Raw genomic sequence first — 18,052 nt, 5'->3', positions numbered from 1 at the left:
CCGAAGGAGCAGCAGCGTGACGTTCAACCCCACCCCCCACCCACCGGCAGCGGACGGCGATCCCGAGGTGTCCCGCCGTGGCGTCCTGAGAGCAGCCGCCGCTCTCGGGGCGTTGTTCGCGATGTCGTCGCTTCCCGAGTTCGCTCCTGCCGCGGCCGCGGTGACGCGTCCGAGCAGGCTGTCACCGGTTCCCGAGAACGAGGCCGTCACGCTCTGGTACCGCTCGCCGGGCCGGGAAAGCGTGATCATGGAGGAGGGCCTTCCCGTGGGCAACGGGCGGCTGGGCGCGCTGGTGTCCGGCGACCCGGTCCGGGACACGCTCGTCCTCGCGGACGCGACGCTGTGGACGGGCCACGCCAACGCCGCGCTCCAGTCCGACGGGCAGTTCCCCTACGGCACGGACGACTTCGGCGCCTTCGGCATGTTGGCCAAGGCCCACCTGGAGATTCCGGCCCACACCGGCTCGGCGATCAGCGGGTACCGCCGCTCCCTCGACATGAGCAATGGCCTGGTCACCGTCTCGTACGAGTTCGGGGGCGTGACGTACCGCCGCGAGGTGTTCGCCAGCCACCCGGACGACGTCATCGTCGTACGCCTCTCACAGAGCGGCGGCGGCTCCTGCACGGGGTCGCTGACCCTCGCCGGAACGCGGGACGAGACGGTGATGGCCAATGCCGACACGTCGGAGGTCTGGTTCGCTGCGGCGCTGCCCAACGCGCTGAAGTACGCGGCCCTGCTCAAGGCGGTCGGTACGGGCGGCAGCGTCTCGGCGGCGGGCCCGAAGGTGACGTTCATGGACTGCACCGAGGTCGTGCTGATCCTGTCCGGCGGCACCAACTACACGGCCGACGCCTCCGTGGCCTACAAGGACCCCGCACTGGCCCCGCTGACCGTGGCCCGCAGCAGGACGGCGACCGCGGCGGCGGCGACCGGTACGGCACTGCTGGCTACGCACGTCGCGGACTTCCACCGGCTCCAGCAGCGGATGTCGGTGAACCTGGGAACCTCGACAGCCGCGCAGCGAATGCTGGACACCCCCGCACGACTGGCGGCGCGGGCCGCGGCCGACTCCGCACCCGACCCGGAGCTGGAGGCCGCCTATCTGGAGTTCGGCCGCTATCTGACGATCACCGGGTCCCGGGACAGCCTCCCGACCAATCTGCAAGGGCTTTGGATCGACACCAACACCCCCGAGTGGATGAGCGACTACCACACCGACATCAACGTCCAAATGAACTACTGGCTGCCCGACCGGGCGGGCCTGTCGGAGTGCTTCGACGCGTTCACCGACTACTGCGTCGCGCAGCTCCCCGGCTGGCAGGCCAGAACGAGGGACCTCTTCCAGGACTCCCGCAACCGCTTCCGCAACACCTCCGGCACCGTGGCCGGCTGGACTCTGGCCATATCCACCAACGTCTGGGGCGGCAACGGCTGGTGGTGGCACCCGGCCGGCAACGCGTGGATGGGAAACTGCCTGTACGAGCACTACGAATTCACCCAGGACACCACCCACCTCGCCAAGATCTACCCGCTACTCAAGGGTGCCTGCCAGTTCTGGCAGGCACGGCTGATCACGACGACCGTGACCGACCCCGCGACCGGCGCCGCCCGCCAGGTCCTGATCGACGACCACGACTGGTCCCCGGAACACGGTCCCGACGATGCCCGCGGCATCACCTATGCCCAGGAGCTGGTCTGGCAGCTCTTCAAGAACTACCGGGCCGCCGCGGCGGAACTCGGCAGGGACGCCTCCTACGCTTCCACCATCGCGGGCCTCCAGAGCAGGCTGTACCTGCCCGAGGTCAGCGCGACCAGCGGCCGGCTGGCCGAGTGGATGGGCGACGACAACCTCGGCGAAACCGCCCACCGCCACCTCTCCGCGCACATGGGCCTGTTCCCCGGAGACCGCATCAACCTCCAGGACTCCCCCACCGCCCTCGTTGCCGGCACCACCAAGCTCCTTGAGGAACGCGGCATGGAAAGCTTCGGCTGGGCCACCGCGTGGCGCGCCATCTGCTGGGCCCACCTCAAGCACGCCGACAAGGCGTACCAGTGCGTCATGTCCGTGCTCAAGCCCTCCCTCGGCCACAGCAACGGCTCCGCCATCAACCTGTTCGACATGTACAGCCGTGGCGGCTGGTCCGTCTTCCAGATCGACGCCAACTTCGGCACGCCCGTGGCGATGCTCGAAATGCTCGTCCAGTCCCGGCCCGGACGCGTCGAGCTGCTACCGGCCCTGCCCGATGCTTGGGCCGCTTCCGGCTCGATCACCGGCATCGGCGTACGAGGCGGTCTCACCGTCGACCTCGCATGGTCGTCCGGACAAGTCACGAACGCCACGCTGCACGGCCCGGCCGGACGGTCGACCACCGTCGTCTTCGGCGCCTGGAACACGACCGTCACCATCCCCTCCAGCAGATCCGTCACCGTCACACCGCCCGCCCAGCACACCGTGTTCCAGCTGATCAATCGCCACAGCGGAAAGGCCGTCGACATCCCCGGCGCCTCCACCAGCCCCGGCACCGAGCTCATCCAGTACACCCCGAGCGAAGCGCCCAACCAACAGTTCCGCTTCATCCCCGTGGGAAGCGACCTGCACCGCATCCGCACCACTCACGGGCTGGCCTGGGACATCAGGGGCGGCGGGACCGAGGACGGAGCAAAACTCGTCCAGTGGAACCCCACATACGCCGACAACCAGTTCTGGAAGGTGACCGAAACCGGCGACGGCCACATCACCCTCACCTGCGCCCGCAGTGGCAAGGTACTCGGCATCACCAACCGCTCCGCCGCGGACGGCTCCACCCTCGAACAACAGACTTTCGATGGCAGCGCCCAGCAACAATGGCGCCGCGTCAGCAGATGAGCGAGGAAATCCCTCCGGAGTGGCACTGCCACTTTCCCCCGAGTCGATGGGTGACGATTACCTCGTCCGTAGCCTCCCAGCTCGTCGGGTACGCCCGCCGACCGATACCGAGGTGCGTGCGCGCACCAGTCGGCGGGCGCGCGGGTTTCCCTCGCACCGGCCGGCGGCGCCTGTCGGTGGCCCTGCGTCGTTGTTGTTGTCGCCGATGCTCGGAAAGTTCGACGATTGCGCCCGGCAGGCCCGCGATGGTCACCAGGTGCCCGGGGCACGCCCCGGGACTGCGCAGGTGCCCACCGCCATCACGTCAGCGGCGCCCCCTCGACGGCATCCCCGCCCATCGGGCCATGCTCGCCGTACGCCCCGAGGCCCCGGCCGCCTGCTGGTACGAACACCTCGGATACCAGCCCGTAGGACACACCCGGCCATGGGAAGACGCCCCGACCACTGGGTACACGCATGGCGGTCACCTCCTCGATGCCCGTCACAACGATGGGCGTTGTCGGATCGTCGTACACCGTGCCCAGGTGAGCGCCGGGCGTGAAAGCCGTCTCCAGGTACCAGGTGGCCTCAGGCCCGGCCGCCAGCCGCTCATCCCCGACCCACTTCATGTCTCACCCCTCCTCGCCACCCGGCCGGACGGTCAACCGAAACGTATGTGGGCCCGCTGACATCGGCAATTCGCCCGTCTTCTGAGTCCCGGCTGCCAGGCCGATCAACCTGCTGCGCGGCAACGACACGGGGCGACCCCTGCGCCCACCCACGGGCACGTGAACAAATAGCATGATAAGCGGGCAAACCTTCCAGCGTTTCCCGAGCTGACGTGCCGCTTACGGGTGGTCAGGCGAGAGTGGGGGGTTGTCACATCGTCAGGGGAAAGTACCGATGCCCATCCGAGTCCGCAGCAAGGCCACCACCCGCGGTGTCGCCCTCGGCGCCCCCTCGCCGACCGCCCGCCCCGGTGCGGCGACGGCAGCCGCGACCCTCCTGGACGAGCGGCCCGCGCCGGACCGGCGAGCGGTGACCCGACTGCGCCTCACCTGCCTGTACGGCGGCGTGTTCATGATGGCCGGGACGGTCCTGCTCGCCGCGGTCTCCGTATTCGCGGTGCAAGCCCTTGACGACGCGCGCGAACCGGTTCTCGACCTGGGGGCCGGTACCTCGGTCGTCGTACGGAACACTGCCTGCCCGCAGCCGGTTCCCGGCCCCGACGCGGGAGGGGTGGACGACGTGATGGACTCCTGCCTGACCTACCAGCGGCAGCAGACCCGCGACTCGGTCATGTCGTTCTCGCTGCCGGCCCTGGGAGCCCTCGCCCTCCTGTCGGCCGGCGCCGGATACGCGATGGCCGGGTACGCGCTGTCGCCCCTGCGGCGGACCACCCGCAAGGCACGGCGCGCCTGCGCGCAGGAGGACTGGTTCGTCTCCCGTACCTGAAGGCCGGCGCGCCTCGCCGGAGGAACCGCGCAAGCCCCGCGGCACGTCCGGCCCGCACGGGCGAACATGGCACACATGAATGGTTGAGCCGCACGACGATGAAGCCGGCCGACCGTCTGCCGCGATATGGGCGGGCCCGGACGACGAGCCGCGACAGCGCGGGACCCTCCGGGGCTACCTGGCCGACCACCCCATGACCCTGCGGATGAAGTGCGAGGGCCTGGACGCGGAGCACGTCGGCCGACAAGCCTGTGATCCTCCGGTCGCTTCCGCGGGGCGGTCGGGCCCTCGTCAGATCGTGACCGGGCCGTGGGCGGTGGCGAACTCGACCGTGACCAGGCCCGGTTCCTCTTCCTCGACCCAGGTGACGTCGATCTGGTCGAGGGGGTGGTCGGCCGGTTCGCCGAGGAATTCGGCGATGGAGGCTGCGTCGCCGGCGATGGAGACCCCGTGGATGGTGCTGGAGGTGCGCGGGTCGGCGCTCGGGCGCTCCTCGATGGGGACCAACCACTGGAGGAAGTAGGGCAGTTGTGGGTCCTCCAGCAGTTCCAGCAGGCCGATCTGCTTCCACCTCAGGTCGAAACCGTCGGGGCGGACGCGGTGGCCCTCGGCCGAAGTGCGGCCGAGGCGGGCCTCGACCGGGGCGATGTCGTCGACGGAGACCACCCAACCGAGCCAGCCGCCGCCCTCGGCGGCGCGGCGCGCTACCGCCTGGCCGAAGGGTGCGCGGTCGGCGGCGGGGTGGTCGAGTGTGGTGACGACCTCGACGAAGGTGCCGCCGCTCAGCGGGAGAATGAAATTGCGGGTGCCGAATCGTGGGTGCACGCCCCCGTCGACGAACCCGCCGCCAAGGGCCGATCCGATCCACTGGACGGTCGAGACGAAGCTGTCGCGGGCCACCGCGTAGGACACGTGATCAAGTCTCACTGCGCGATCATCACCCGGCAACCCGTACAAATCCCGCCGCCACGCCCGCCACCCCGGCCGCGTCCGCCGTGGGTTCAGCCGTGGAGCGGATCGTTCATCGTCATCCCGACGGGGGAAGCCCGGTCGAAGCCGGGCAGCGGCGCTGCCACAGGGTTTCGATCCGGCATGCAGCACCACGCACACCTCACTTCCAGGACGCGCCGGTCGAGGGAGTCGGCGAACTCGACGCGCGGCCCGTGCTGGGCCGCGTCGACGATCAGGCTCCGGCGGTGGAGGGCCTCGACGAGGGCCGGGTCGTCCAGCGGACCGGCGGCGGCTCGCCGCTGAGGACCTTCACTGAGGCGTTCGGTCGCCGCCGGGGGCCGAACAAGCGGTGGTAGGGCCCTTGTTCCGGAAAATGTGCGGCTCGGGGCGCTCGTGCTGACATTCCTTGCGGTAATCCGTTGACCGAGGTCAAGGCGCCCGGATAGAAAGATCGTCATCAGGGCCGCGATCACCAGTCCGGTCCATACAGCTCTGCCCGGGGGATTTCGCTTTGCCGCGCACAGATGCACTTCGCCCTGCCCGCGTCCTCGTGGTCGAACCCGCCTCCTCCGGGGGCGCCACCCTGATCGGCGTCGCGGCCGAGATGGGACTGCGGGTCGTCGTCGCCACCGCCGACTCCGGCGACCGCCGGCTCTCCGACGCCGTGCGCGCGGCGGCCGACTCGGTGCTGACGGTCGAGACCAACGACCAGGCCGCTCTCGAAGCCGCCGCGCTCGAACTGCACCGGGGCTGCTGATCCTGGACACCGTCCTGGTGCTGTTGTTCCAGGTCACGGTCAGCAGGGGCGCGCGTACCCCGGCGGATTCGGCACGTATGTTGCGCTGGGCCGGGTGGGCGCTGGGGGCGTCCTGCCTGGTCTTCGCGGTGAGCGGGGGGCACGGCGCGCTCCTGGACAGCGCGGCCCTGCTGGGCGGCGCGCTGGTGCTCGTCCTCGGCGAGCTGTACCAGGCTTCGGCGAGCTGGGGCCTGGCCTTCGGGCTCGCCCCCGCGGGCCGGCAGGGAGAGTACCAGGCGGTTTTCTCCCTGGGGCGCGGGTTCCAGCAGTTCGCCGGGCCGTGGCTGATGACCTCCCTGGTCGTCGGCGCGGCGTCGACCGGTTGGCTGGTCCTCGCGGCGCTCTTCGCCCTGCTCGGACTCGCCGCGCCACCGATGGTGCGCGGCCTGGAGAAGGCCCGCGCGCGGACGGAGCCGGCGACGGCCTGAGCGGACCGGCCGGCGCCCGTCCGAACCACATCTGTCACACCGTTACGACCGAAACAAGTGAGCGAGCAGCGAACACCATGACCGTACAACGACGACACGACCCGGACGAGCGCGGCTTCGCCAGCGACAACTACGCGGGGGTGCACCCCGAGGTCCTTGCGGCGATCGCACTGGCCAACGGCGGCCACCAGGTCAGCTACGGCGCCGACGTCTACACCGAGCGCCTCCAGGAAGTGGTGCGCGGCCACTTCGGACCCACCGCGCGCACGTACCCGGTCTTCAACGGCACCGGGGCGAACGTGGTCGCGCTCCAGACCATGCTCGACCGCTGGGATGCCGTGGTCTGCGCCGAGTCGGCCCACGTCAACGTCGACGAGGGCGGGGCACCCGAGAAGGTCGCCGGCATCAAGCTCCTGACGGTGCCCACATGGGACGGCAAGCTCACCCCCGAGCTGATCGACCGCCAGGCATGGGGCTTCGAGGACGAGCACCGGGCCCGGCCCAAGGTCGTCTCGATCGCCCAGTCCACCGAGCTCGGCACCTGCTACACGCCGGACGAGATCCGTGCGATCTGCGACCACGCGGACGACCTCGGCATGCTCGTCCACCTGGACGGCGCCCGGCTCGCCAACGCCGCCGCCACCCTCGGCGCGTCCCTGCGCGAGATGACCACCGACGTCGGCGTGGACGTCCTCTCGCTCGGCGGCACCAAGAACGGGCTGCTCTTCGGCGAGGCGGTGATCGTGCTCAACGAGGACGCGGTGCGCGGCATGGCCCACCTGCGCAAGACGAGCATGCAGCTGGGCTCCAAGATGCGCTTCATGTCGGTGCAGTTCGAGGCGCTGCTCGGCGGCGACCTCTGGCTGCGCTCGGCGGACCGCTCCAACGCGATGACCCGGCGGCTGTACGAGGCGGTGCGCGACCTGCCCGGCCTGGAGATCTCCCGCCCGGTGCAGGCCAACCAGATATTCGCCGTCCTGCCACCGGCCGTCACCGAGCGTCTCCAGAAGCGCTTCCGTTTCTACACCTGGGACGAGCAGGCCGGCGAGGTCCGCTGGATGACCTCCTTCGACACCACCGAGGACGACGTGGACGCGTTCGCGGCGGCGATCTCGGAGGAGCTGGCGGCGGAGCGGGGCCAGGGGCCGGCGGGCGCGCTGACCACGTCCGAGCGCGAGGAACTGGTGCGGCTGCGCCGTAGGGTCCGCGAGATGGAAGAGACCCTCGAAGCGCTGGGGAACGGCAAGACGAAGTAGCCGTCGGCGAAAGCCTGGGGGGGCGGGCGAGCACCCCGACCCCCAGGCGGGAAACGCACGAGGGCCGCCCGGTTCCGGTTCGGTCAGGCCGCGACGAGCTCCTGCTCGCGGTCCGGCGTCGTGGCCTTGGGCTTCTTGTTCGGCAGCGAGAGCCGGAAAACCTTGTGCCACGCGGAGTACACCTGCTTGGGCAGCGGCCCGGTGACGTACTGCAGCTCGTACTTCTCGAACAGCGCCCGCACCTTCACCGCGACCTCGGCATACCGGTTGCTCGGTAGGTCCGGGAACAGGTGGTGCTCGATCTGGTGCGACAGGTTGCCGGTCATGAAGTGCAGGGCCTTGCTGCCGCTGATGTTCGCCGAGCCCATCATCTGGCGCAGGTACCACTGGCCGCGCGTCTCGCCCGTGATCGACCGGCGCTCGAAGACCTGCACGCCTTCGGGGAAGTGCCCGCACATGATCACCGAGTGGGTCCAGAGGTTGCGGACCAGGTTCGCGGTGAAGGTGGCGGCGAGCGTGGGGAGGAAGGACGGGCCCGACAGCAGCGGGTGGATCACGTAGTCCTTGAGCACCTGCTTGCGGATCTTGCGGCCCACGGCCCTGGCCCGCGCGCGGAACTCCGGGTTCTTGCGGCGGCGCTTGTGCAGGTTCTTGCCGAGTTCCAGGTCGTAGGCGGCGATGCCGTACTCGAAGAAGCAGGCGTTGATGAAGTTCCACAGCGGCTGGCCGAGGTGGAAGGGGTGCCACTTCTGGTCCTCGTCGACGCGCATGATGCCGTAGCCGAGGTCGTTGTCCTTGCCGATCACGTTGGTGTACGTGTGGTGCAGCTCGTTGTGCGAGTGCTTCCACTGCTCGGCCGGCGAGACGTGATCCCAGTCCCAGGTGGTGGAGTGGATCTTCGGGTCCCGCATCCAGTCCCACTGACCGTGCAGGACGTTGTGGCCGATCTCCATGTTCTCCATGATCTTCGCCACGGACAGTCCGGCGGTGCCGACCAGCCACGCGGGCGGGAAGATCGAGAACAGCAGGACGCCCCTGCTGACCAGCTCCAGTGTGCGTTGTGCCGAGATGACCTTGCGGATGTAGGCGGCGTCCTTCTCGCCGCGGCCGGCGATCACCTCGTCGCGGATCGCGTCCAGCTCGCGGCCGAGCTCCTCGATCTGCTCCGCGGTCAGGTGGGCGGTGGGGTCGATGGCGGTCAAGGTGCTCCTACCGTTCGATGTCGCAGGGGCCCGCCGCGGCGGACACGCAGGTCTGGATGAGGACGCCCGGTCCGGCTTCGGTGATCTCGCCGGTGCGCAGGTCGCGGACGGCGCCCGCCGTGAGCGGCGTGACGCAGCCGAAGCAGATGCCCATGCGGCACCCGGACGGCATGAGCACCCCGGCCTCCTCGCCGACGTCCAGCAACGGCGTGGCAGCGTCCGCGTCGACGGTCTTGCCGGTGGTGCCGAACGTCACCTCGCCACCGTCGCCGGCAACGACGACGTTGGCGCGGAAGCGTTCGGTGTGCAGGCGCTCCGGGACGCCGTGTCCGCTCCAGTGCTCTTCGGCGGCGTCGAGCAGGCCCGCGGGCCCGCACGCCCAGGTCTCGCGCTCGGCCCAGTCGGGCACGAGTTCGTCGAGACGGGCGATGTCGAGCATGCCGTCCGTGTCGGTGTGCACCTCGGTGAGTCGCAGCTTCTTGTCCGCGACCCGGTCGTGCAGTTCGTTGCGGAAGATCACGTCGTGCGGCTGTGGTGCGCAGTGGACCATGACGACGTCGTCGAGATCGATGTCGCGCAGCATTCCCATCACGGGCGTGATGCCGCTGCCGGCCGTCAGGTAGAGCGCCTTGGCGGGCTTGGTCTCCGGCAGCACGAAGTCACCGGTCGCCTGGTCGAGCTGGATCAGCGTGCCCGGTCGGGCCCTGCGGACCAGGTGGTTGCTGACCTTGCCGCCCGGGATCGCCTTCACGGTGATCGTGATCCGGCCGTCCCGGCGGTTCGTCGGCGAGGTGACCGAGTAGGCACGCCACAGGCGCACCCCGTCGACATCGACCCCGATCCTCACGTACTGACCGGCCGTGTGGCCGCGCCAACCCCGTCCCGGCCTGATCACGATGGTCGCGGCGTCACCCGTCTCGGGGTGCACGGCCTCGATGCGCCCCCGCAGGTCGGCACCCGCACGCAGGGGGACGACCAGGTCGAGGTAGTCCGACGGCAGCAGCGGCGTCGTGACCATCTCCAGCAGTTTCCATGCCCTACTGCGGAGGGCTGCACTCGTCATGACCCCAGCTTGATGCGCTTCAGGGGGTAAAGTCCTGTCCGTAGGACGTGAATCTGATCAGTTGAATTGTTCGCAGGGAACAAAAACGTGAGCCATGCAATCCGAAGGGCCAGTGAGCTGGTCCTGGATGAGACGACGGTCACCGCGCTTCGGGCCGCGCTGAGGACCACCGCCGACGAGGTCGTCCAGGCGATCATCGACGAGGTCCCTCCCTACGCCAACGCCCTTTCGGGCCGCATGGGCGCCACCATCCGTCGAGCCGTCCGCACCGCCCTGGGCCTCTACCTGGACCTCGCGAGCGGGAACGCCACGGGCGGCGACGCCGGCGCCGCGGCCTACGAGCTGGGCCGCGGCGAGGTCCGCGACGGACGTTCGATGGACGCCCTGCTCAGCGCTTACCGGGTCGGCGCCCGCGTGGCCTGGCGAGGCCTGGCCGCAGGTGCCGTACCCGCGGGCCTGCCCGCCGCCGAGGTCGCCAAGTTCGCCGAGCTGACCTTCGCCTACATCGACGAGCTCTCCGCCGCGAGCGCCGCGGGTCATGCCGACGAACTGGGCGCCCGGGGCCGGGCCCACGAGCGCCACCTGGAACAACTGGCCCGTGACCTCCTGGCCGGCGCGAGCCCGGACGTGCTCGTCACGGCTGCTCAACGGGCCGGGTGGCAGCCGCCGACTTCGCTGACCGCCGTCCTGCTGCCCGCCGCCCAGGCCCGGCCCGCCTACCGCGCGCTCGATCCGGGCACCCTCGTCCTCGACGATCTGCCGGACGCCTCCGGCGTGCTGCTCGTCCCCGATGCCGACCGAGCACACCTCCTGAGGCAGCTGCCCGACCGCACCGCCGTGGTCGGCCCGGCCCGGCCATGGACGCGTGCGTCCGCCTCGTACGCACGAGCCGTACGCGCGCGCTCCCTATCCCCCGACATCCGCGACACCGAGGACCACCTGCCCGAGTTGGTACTGAGCGCCGACGCGGACACGTTCGCAGACCTTCGGACCCGAGCCCTCGCACCGCTGTGGACCTTGCCCGACGCGACCTCGCGGCGGCTTGAGGAGACGTTGCGGGCGTGGCTGCTGCACCAGGGCAGGCGGGACGAGGTGGCGGCGGCGTTGTTCGTCCATCCCCAGACCGTCCGGTACCGGATGTCGCAACTGCGGGAGCTGTTTCCCGATCTGGGGTCGCCGCACCGGGTCCTCGAACTGACGCTGGCGGTCGGTCTCCGGAGACACTAGCGTCACGGCGGACCGGGAACGGCTTCGCGGCGCGTTGAACCGCAGTGGGCATCCTTCGACGGGCCCCGCATCGGTACCGACAAGGTCACTGATCTACGCTCCGGCCTGGACTCGCCGTACTGTCTCGACGACCGCTTCGGCGGAGCGACGATCGGACCTCTCGCCACCGGCCTCTCCCGTGTCCAGCCACGCCCACGCCCGCGCCCCGCCGGTACTGGACCCAGGCCAAGGACACCGCCACGGAACTGCGTGACGACAGCCTCGCCGTCCTGGGTCCTCGCCTCCCTCTCGCTCCTCGAACTACGCGGGGAACGACCCCGTGACGGACTCGACCACGCCCGCCGGGGCGCCCTTGCCGGCGCCCTCGCCCGCTCCGGCGAAGCCCCACACCACGTCGAGCAGGGCGAGGTACCGCCCACCGAAGTGTTATCCGACCGGGCACGCGAAGGACTGGGCGTCGCCCGGCGCGAAGATGGGGTGACGGCGCCTGGCCCGGGGCGCCGCCCCGCCCGTTCGTCCGTTCGGAGAAGCCACCCGGCAGGCTCCTCCGGGCCCGGCGATGGGCGGCTCTCGGAGATCACGTTCAGGGGTTCTTAGGGGCGGAACAGGGGTCGGGTCGTGTGGTCCGCGGGTTGGTGGGCGGGAAGCATGAGTGGCGGCCTTTGCCGAATTGTCCAGCACATGAAGGATCTGGTTATGCGACACCGCATTTCAGCCACCATGGCCCTCGGGGCTGCCCTCGCCATCGCACCCATGGCGACCGCTTCCGCCGCCACCCCGACCACCGTCACCGCCGACCAGTGCTTCAAGAACGGCGGCTTCTTCGGCGGCTACAACAGTGACGCCAAGGCGTTCTGCACGCGCGGCGTCTACGACGGCATCCCGTTCGACAAGGACCCGAACCAGGGCTGGTGTCCCGATGGCCAGCACATCGTCTTCCGGTACCTGCAAGGCCTGTTCTGCGTACCCAACGTGCCCACGATCAAGGGCTGACCCCAGCCACTCGGACTTCGCGTGAGCTGCCGCAGTGCTGGCTGCCGGCCGGGTGGCCGGCCGACCAGGCCGAACCCGTTCAGTTCTGGCTCTCCGACCTACCCGCCAACACCCCGCTCACCACCCTGGTCCGCCTGGCCAAGCTCCGCCGGCGCATCGAGCACGACTACCGCGAGATGAAACAGGCCCTGGGACTCGCCCACTTCGAGGGCCGCACCTGGAACGGCTGGCACCACCACGTCACCCTCGTCTCCGTCGCGCACGCCTGCTGCACCCTGCAACGACTGGCCGGAGCCCCAAAGACACGGCGCCGGCTTGAGCCTCTACCCACCAGTAATGGCCAGCAGGTGCATGACGTGCCGGTTGGGTGCGGGGCTACCTTCTCAGGGCCGAAGGGGCGCCTGTCCGAACGTCCCTGCCACCGGCGGGCGGTGACCGCCCCTCCAGTGCCCGGCCCCGCCAGGCAGGCCACTGTCGTCCTGCGGCCTGGGTGGTCACGCACCGGACCACATCGTGTCGGCCCAGTCGGCCGCTCAAGCGCCTCGACGAGGTACACCGCATGACCGCCGTACCCGCTGCTCCCGTCAGTCGGCCCGTACGCGAGCCGAAGCACCCCCACCGGCTCCCGCAGCTCCTGCGACACGCGTCACCACGGCCCGGTGGACAACCACCAACCCCTCCTCCATCTCGTACGGCCGACCAGCCCGAAGTAGTCCTCCTCGTGAGTGAGGTGGACGCTGTTCGTGCGACCGCTCGCTTATTGCATCCGACCAATCTCACGCCCCCGTCCGCGCGAGACCCTCATTCCGCCCCGGCGAGCGCGCCTCCACACCGCTTCCGCGCACGGATGGCGGCGGGGCGGCGTCCCGGCTCCCTCGCCCGGCACGCCGCCCGGGCAGGCAGTGGCGCCTTTCCCCGGTACGTTTCAGCCGCTCCGCGAACCAGCCGTCCTCCCGATCCGGTCCGGTCCCGGCGGGGCCGGTTTGGGGCCGGCCGGCATGGTGCACGCCGGGGAACGTCATCCGTGGGACCGGCCGGTCGTGCGGGATGAGCGTCAGGAACAGAACATGGCAGGTGTCTGGTCGGTTCGGTCAGACGCGTCCCAAGCCCTGGAGGAAACGTGTCGGACCTCAAGTTCGAACAGAAACGCTCGTTGTCCCGAAGCGAGGCCGCCGAGCAGCTCTCGGCGCTCGCCGAGGCACTGAGAGAGGGTGGGAACGCCGAGGTCACGCTTGGTTCGGGCGTCCTGAGCCTGCGCGTACCCGACGAGCTCCGCAGTGAGATCGAGATCGAGGTGGACGGTGACGAGATCGAGCTGGAGATCGAGCTGAAGTGGACGACCGGTCGACTTCATACGTCTGCCCGCGCCGGGCGGGAGACCTCACCGGAAGCCTCGGACGAGAGCGAACGGGCGCAGCCGCGACCCGCACGGCCGAGGAAGACAGCGGCGACGGCCAAACCCCGGCGGTCCGTCGGGAAACGCCCGTGAGCTGAGGCTCCGCGGTCCTGCACGGCGCGGCGACGCGGTTGCGGTTGCGGTTGCGGTTGGGGTCGCCGTGAGCATGCACGCCCAGCCAGGCACGGCCGGCCCTGCTGTCCGGCACGGCGGCCCTCATCGTCCTGCTGGTCTTCGCCGGGCTCCGGAGCGTCGTCCTGGTGGGCGTAGGGCTCGCCGCAGTGTCCCTGACCCCCTGTCGCCGCCTGGCTCGTCCTGGCGCACCGAGGCCTCATCCGGTGGATGGTGGCGCTGCTGTAGGTGGCGCCCGTGGCCGTGATCGTGTGGTTCGCGCGGGTGGCGTTGCTCTGGGTGGTGATCTGCTCGGTCCTCCTTTGGGTCCTGGCCGCGGCGTGCGGGCGTGCCGCGCTCGTCCAGGAGGGCCGGTCCCGGATGCCCGAGCTGCGTGCCGTGCCGCCGCGACGGCCGTACATCATCATGAATCCCCGCTCCGGCGGCGTGAAGGTCGGCTCCTTCCACTTCGCGAGAAGGCTGAGGCCATGGGTGCCGACGTGGTGCTCCTCGACCCGGAGCATCCCCAGGACGTCGTCGCGACGACAAGATCCGTACGGTCCTGGCGCTGTTGCCGGACCTGCTCGCGCCAGTCATGGCCGGTCCGGTGGCCTGACCTCGGTCCGGGCCCGCGAGGTTGTCGTGGACTCGGACGGTCCGGTCATCAGGATCGGTCTGGACGGCGAATCCCTGACGATGCCCACGCCGGTGCGCTGCCACGTGGAACCGGGAGCACTGCGGGTCCTGCTACCCCGGCACCGGCCCGGGGCCGGTGCCGGGGCCGGGGCCGGGGTACCGATGAACTGGCCCGAGGTGCGCAGACCGGCCTTCACGACGGGGCGGGCCGCGGGCTCCGGCCGATAGCAGGACCGCGCTGGGGGCGGCCACGATCTGGTCCCTACTCCACACTCCACCTGTTCCGGCCTCGCCGGGCAGGCGCCACAGGGGGCGGCGCCGCATCCTCGCCGGAGGATCCTCACGGTGGCGGCCTGCGGCTACCGGCCGTTGCCTCCTACGCGGTTCTGCCGGGCCTGATCGCCACCGACCTGCGCCAGGTTCTCCTCTTCGCGCCTGACGTCGGCCGGATGTTGATCACGTATCGGTCCTGGCCCCCGGGCTCGCCCTGCTCAGGGCCGCGATCGCCGTCCTGCTGCTGAAGCAAGCGGCCGGGGCGCTGGAGCGGATGGTCGTCGATGACGAGTTCTGGACGGCCATCGAAAAGTTGGGCCGGCACCGGTTGCCAACCCTGGCCACCATCAATCCCTACGGGGACACCGCCCTGCGCGGTGAGGCAGTGGGCCGGATGGTGCGGGAGCTGAAAGGTGCGGATCTCGCTCGGTTGAGCAATGCCGAGCACGAGGCCATCACGACACTGCCGGCCTGGGGCCTACGCTGCCGTGCGGACAGAGACCTACGCATAGGCTTCGCGGGCGATTAGGGTCTGTTGCGAAAGTGGCTGAAGGTGCGGGGTGTCGTTCAGAGACTGCGGATGGCCTCGACAAGGTCGCCCTGACCTGCTACCTCGACGACTACGAGCCGATCGAAGGAGAGCGGGGCGGCGCTTGGGTCTCCGGAAAGAGGATGTCTGTCACAGCCACTCGTTTAGGACTGCGACCAGCACGGTCCCTTCGTAGCGGACGGCGAGCTTGTCGTATCCGGTGGCGAAGGCCGTCGCCGCGCGGCGAGGTCGCTTGCGACGCCCAGCGTGGTGTCGCCGGTCTTGGGGTACAGGCGCTGGGTGATGACCCAGGTGGCGGCGCGCGAGAAGTCGCCCCGGGCGGATGTGTCGGGACACGGTAGCGTCGATCCCCTGGTACCCATGCGCACTGGAGTCGGGTTCTTCGGAAGCATGTGATCCGCCCTGGCAGGGGCGGTTTTGCCCGGTCTGCGGACCGGGTTCTTCACCTGGCGAGCTGAACACTCGCCAGGTGGTGGCAGCGCTGCCGGCAAGCAAACCGAGGCGCTGGACACACCAGGGATTTGTTGCCGCCGGGCAGCCCCACTGGGGACTGCCCGCTGTCAGGTCATGCGGTCATCGGACTCCAGGGTGGCGGACGGTCCCGAAGGCCAGCGGCCCGTACCGGCGCTGCCGTTGACGGGCACACGGCACCGGTGATGCATGCGGCTGGCTCGGGGGCACGGAAGGCCACCGTGGTTCCTTTGCCGAGACTCGCCTCCGGGCCGGAGGGTCGGTTGGTCGCGGACCGACGTTGCACCTACCTGGGGTCACCCCCGGGGCAGCACCCGCCTGGCGATCGAAGCCGTCAGCAACTCCTCGTCGAAATACGAACCAACCGCCAGCTGAGACGCGCCTGCACGCGCGTTCAACATGGTTTTGGTGATCCGCATGGCCGTCTGGTCACGACGGGCGATCTTCTTGGCCCAGTGATTGACGGCAGCGTCGAGCTCGCTTGCGGGCACCACCTTGTCCAGGATGGACATTCGCTCCGCCATGTCGGCGTCGAACGCGTCGGCCGTGAGCAGGAACCGGCGAACCCTGGACTGTCCCGCCTCTTCCAGGAGACGCGGCAGGACGCCACCCCATGCGGGCGGGACTCCGAGGCCGACCTCCGGCATCCGGAATCTGGCGGTGTCTGCTCCGATGCGCAGATCGCAGAAGATCGCGAGTCCAAGGCCGGCGCCTATGACGTCACCGTGGAGACGGGCGATGGTCACCAGTTTCATTTGCGCGAGTGTCGAGCACACACGCTGGGCCGTGTAGCCGAGGGCGGTCAGCTCGGAGCCCGACGGGTCCCTCTCCAGTAGTTCGGGGAACTCCGAACGGTCGCCACCCTGGCAGAAATGATCTCCCGCGCCGGACAACACCATCACGCGGACGGTGGCGTCGTCCTCCAAGTGACGCAGGAGCAGCAGCAGTTCGCTGAGCATCTGCCCATCGACGCTGTTACCCGTCTCGGGCCGGTTGAGCTGCACCTCGACGATGGCTCCCTTGTTGGTGTCGGTCACCTGAAGGGTCTTGAAGTCCTTGAGCATGCGAGCGTCGTCTCGTTTCTCGAATGAATGGTCAGGCGAGGGTAAGGCTCAGGGACGTGATCCGTCGGAAGGCGACCCGCGGCGCCCACCCTGGGAGCCCGCTCAGGCGCGGCCGTATGGGGCGACCGAGGAGCGAGGTGAGCAGGGTGACCGCTTCCAGCCGGGCCAGGGCGTTGCCCGCGCAGTAGTGGATTCCGGCTCCGAAGGCCAGGTGGGCCGCTCCACGACGGGGCCTGAAGCGATGGGGTTCGGGGTAGCGGGCGGGGTCATGATGGGCGGCTCCCACCATGAGCTGCACCATCTGGCCGGCCGGCACGAGGGTTTCTCCGAGCTGGGTATCCATCGGGGCCACACGCGTGATCATGTGGATGGGGGCGTCGTAGCGCAGTACTTCGTCGACGGCATCCGGGATGAGCGCGGGGTCGCGACGCAGTGATTCCAGATGCGTGGGGTTTTCGAGGAGCAGGCGCACCGCCGTGGACAGGATGTGCGAGGTCGTCTCCAGCGCCGCGAGGATCATGAAGAGGGCGAGGCCGTGGACGGCTTCGTCTGCGCGCTGCCTGTCGGGTTCGATCTCATCCCACGTCCGTAGCCACGCCGAAACCGGGTCACTCCCAGGGCTCATTCTGCGCTCACGAATCAACTCATCGAAATAGGTCCGCAGTTGTGCCGTGGCGGCATCGGAGAGAGCCAACTGGCTGGGTGTGGGGAAGAGTTCCTGCGCAAAGACTTGATCATGCGTGAGGTCGCGCAGGAGTGCGTAGTCGGTGACGGGTATTCCCATCCACTCGCCTATGGTGACGATGGGCAGTTCTTCGCTGACGAGTGTGTGGAAGTCGGCCGGCCCGTGGCGCAGTTGATCGGTGAAGTTGGTGAGCAGCCTGTCGACGGCCCGCTCCGCGGACGGACGAAGAGCTGCGAGTGAACTGTGCGGGAACAGGCTGCCGAGGGATCGGCGTGCCATCGTGTGCTGGGGTTGGTTGAACATCGGCAGTGACGCAGCCATCTGTTGCGATGAAGGCGAATTCCATCGAGCCGAATTCTTTCTCCGCCAATCGGCGTCGGGGACGCGCCAGGCCTTGTCCCGCAGAATCCGGTCACAGAGAGCGTATGACGTGACGACGTATCCGCCCCATGGCGCGGGGATAACCTCACCCATTGCGGCAAGCTGCCGGTAGGCCGGCAATGGATCCGATTGCCCTGCCTCGGTTCGCAGCTTGGAAAATATGGCCGCCAATGCCCGCCGGTCGACGCCGACGGAAGCAACGGAAGTGTTCAAGGAATCTCTTTCTCGCAAGATCAAACAGGGATGGCCAGCCCTGCATACCCTCACCA

16 protein-coding genes and 1 pseudogene are annotated in these 18,052 nt (G+C 69.4%); 11 read left to right on the top strand and 6 right to left on the bottom strand.

Annotation, left to right across the window (positions count from 1 at the left end; all coding sequences use genetic code 11):
- Nucleotides 1–16: 16 nt before the first annotated feature.
- Nucleotides 17–2,866 (top strand): glycoside hydrolase N-terminal domain-containing protein, encoded by a 2,850-nt coding sequence (locus NOD94_RS01475; protein ID WP_348652301.1) that lies wholly within the window; start codon nt 17–19, stop codon nt 2,864–2,866.
- 299 nt (nt 2,867–3,165) lie between these two features.
- Here NOD94_RS01475 and NOD94_RS01465 read toward each other — a convergent pair whose 3' ends face one another.
- On the bottom strand, nt 3,166–3,474 hold the full coding sequence (locus NOD94_RS01465) for a hypothetical protein (protein WP_281203811.1): 309 nt from the start codon (nt 3,472–3,474) through the stop codon (nt 3,166–3,168).
- A gap of 274 nt (nt 3,475–3,748) precedes the next feature.
- On the opposite strand from NOD94_RS01465, the gene NOD94_RS01460 reads away from it, so the two are divergent.
- Nucleotides 3,749–4,300 carry a hypothetical protein gene (locus NOD94_RS01460; RefSeq protein ID WP_281203810.1) on the top strand — a complete coding sequence of 184 codons (552 nt, stop codon included), beginning with the start codon at nt 3,749–3,751 and terminating at the stop codon, nt 4,298–4,300.
- Between the two features lie 291 nt (nt 4,301–4,591).
- On the opposite strand, the gene NOD94_RS01455 is transcribed toward NOD94_RS01460, so the two are convergent.
- A complete protein-coding gene (locus tag NOD94_RS01455; protein WP_281203809.1) occupies nt 4,592–5,227 on the bottom strand; it encodes a VOC family protein in 636 nt (211 codons plus the stop codon).
- Nucleotides 5,228–5,307: 80 nt separating this feature from the next.
- Between NOD94_RS01455 and NOD94_RS01450 the strand changes: the two genes are divergently transcribed.
- From NOD94_RS01450 to NOD94_RS01435, 4 genes are all read left to right on the top strand, one after another.
- Entirely contained in the window at nt 5,308–5,607 is a 300-nt protein-coding gene (locus NOD94_RS01450) for a hypothetical protein (RefSeq protein WP_281203808.1), read from the top strand.
- Nucleotides 5,608–5,762: 155 nt separating this feature from the next.
- On the top strand, nt 5,763–6,008 hold the full coding sequence (locus NOD94_RS01445; RefSeq protein ID WP_281203807.1) for a hypothetical protein: 246 nt from the start codon (nt 5,763–5,765) through the stop codon (nt 6,006–6,008).
- A 77-nt stretch (nt 6,009–6,085) separates the two neighbouring features.
- Nucleotides 6,086–6,475, top strand: a complete 390-nt coding sequence (locus tag NOD94_RS01440; RefSeq protein ID WP_281203806.1) for a hypothetical protein — start codon at nt 6,086–6,088, stop codon at nt 6,473–6,475.
- Between the two features lie 77 nt (nt 6,476–6,552).
- The gene (locus tag NOD94_RS01435; RefSeq protein ID WP_281203805.1) at nt 6,553–7,731 is read left to right on the top strand and encodes a low specificity L-threonine aldolase; all 1,179 of its coding nucleotides are present in this window, start codon (nt 6,553–6,555) and stop codon (nt 7,729–7,731) included.
- Nucleotides 7,732–7,814: 83 nt separating this feature from the next.
- Here the strand turns inward: NOD94_RS01435 and NOD94_RS01430 are convergent, their stop codons facing one another.
- Together NOD94_RS01430 and NOD94_RS01425 are read right to left on the bottom strand one after the other, a co-directional pair.
- A complete protein-coding gene (locus NOD94_RS01430) occupies nt 7,815–8,933 on the bottom strand; it encodes an acyl-CoA desaturase (protein ID WP_281203804.1) in 1,119 nt (372 codons plus the stop codon).
- A gap of 7 nt (nt 8,934–8,940) precedes the next feature.
- Nucleotides 8,941–9,996: a ferredoxin reductase gene (locus tag NOD94_RS01425; protein WP_281203803.1), complete on the bottom strand. Its 1,056-nt coding sequence runs from the start codon at nt 9,994–9,996 to the stop codon at nt 8,941–8,943.
- Nucleotides 9,997–10,083: 87 nt separating this feature from the next.
- Here NOD94_RS01425 and NOD94_RS01420 point away from each other — a divergent pair, with 87 nt between their 5' ends.
- The 5 genes and pseudogenes from NOD94_RS01420 (at nt 10,084) to NOD94_RS01400 (ending at nt 15,161) form a co-directional block, all read left to right on the top strand.
- Entirely contained in the window at nt 10,084–11,223 is a 1,140-nt protein-coding gene (locus NOD94_RS01420) for a PucR family transcriptional regulator (RefSeq protein WP_281203802.1), read from the top strand.
- A 696-nt stretch (nt 11,224–11,919) separates the two neighbouring features.
- Entirely contained in the window at nt 11,920–12,216 is a 297-nt protein-coding gene (locus tag NOD94_RS01415; RefSeq protein ID WP_281203801.1) for a hypothetical protein, read from the top strand.
- A 23-nt stretch (nt 12,217–12,239) separates the two neighbouring features.
- Nucleotides 12,240–12,506, top strand: a pseudogene (locus NOD94_RS01410) (transposase); the annotation flags it as partial.
- Nucleotides 12,507–13,336: 830 nt separating this feature from the next.
- Entirely contained in the window at nt 13,337–13,705 is a 369-nt protein-coding gene (locus NOD94_RS01405) for an amphi-Trp domain-containing protein (RefSeq protein ID WP_281203800.1), read from the top strand.
- 1,201 nt (nt 13,706–14,906) lie between these two features.
- Nucleotides 14,907–15,161: a hypothetical protein gene (locus NOD94_RS01400; RefSeq protein WP_281203799.1), complete on the top strand. Its 255-nt coding sequence runs from the start codon at nt 14,907–14,909 to the stop codon at nt 15,159–15,161.
- 788 nt (nt 15,162–15,949) lie between these two features.
- Here NOD94_RS01400 and NOD94_RS01395 read toward each other — a convergent pair.
- Nucleotides 15,950–16,717, bottom strand: a complete 768-nt coding sequence (locus tag NOD94_RS01395) for an enoyl-CoA hydratase/isomerase family protein (RefSeq protein ID WP_281203798.1) — start codon at nt 16,715–16,717, stop codon at nt 15,950–15,952.
- Nucleotides 16,718–16,748: 31 nt separating this feature from the next.
- Complete coding sequence (locus NOD94_RS01390) at nt 16,749–17,996, bottom strand: cytochrome P450 (protein WP_281203797.1); 1,248 nt, start codon at nt 17,994–17,996, stop codon at nt 16,749–16,751.
- Between the last annotated feature and the right edge of the window lie 56 nt (nt 17,997–18,052).

Origin of the sequence: Streptomyces sp. Isolate_45, from assembly GCF_024721315.2 — a bacterium.
Lineage (GTDB): Bacteria > Actinomycetota > Actinomycetes > Streptomycetales > Streptomycetaceae > Streptomyces.
This window is presented reverse-complemented; position numbering and strand designations above follow the sequence as displayed.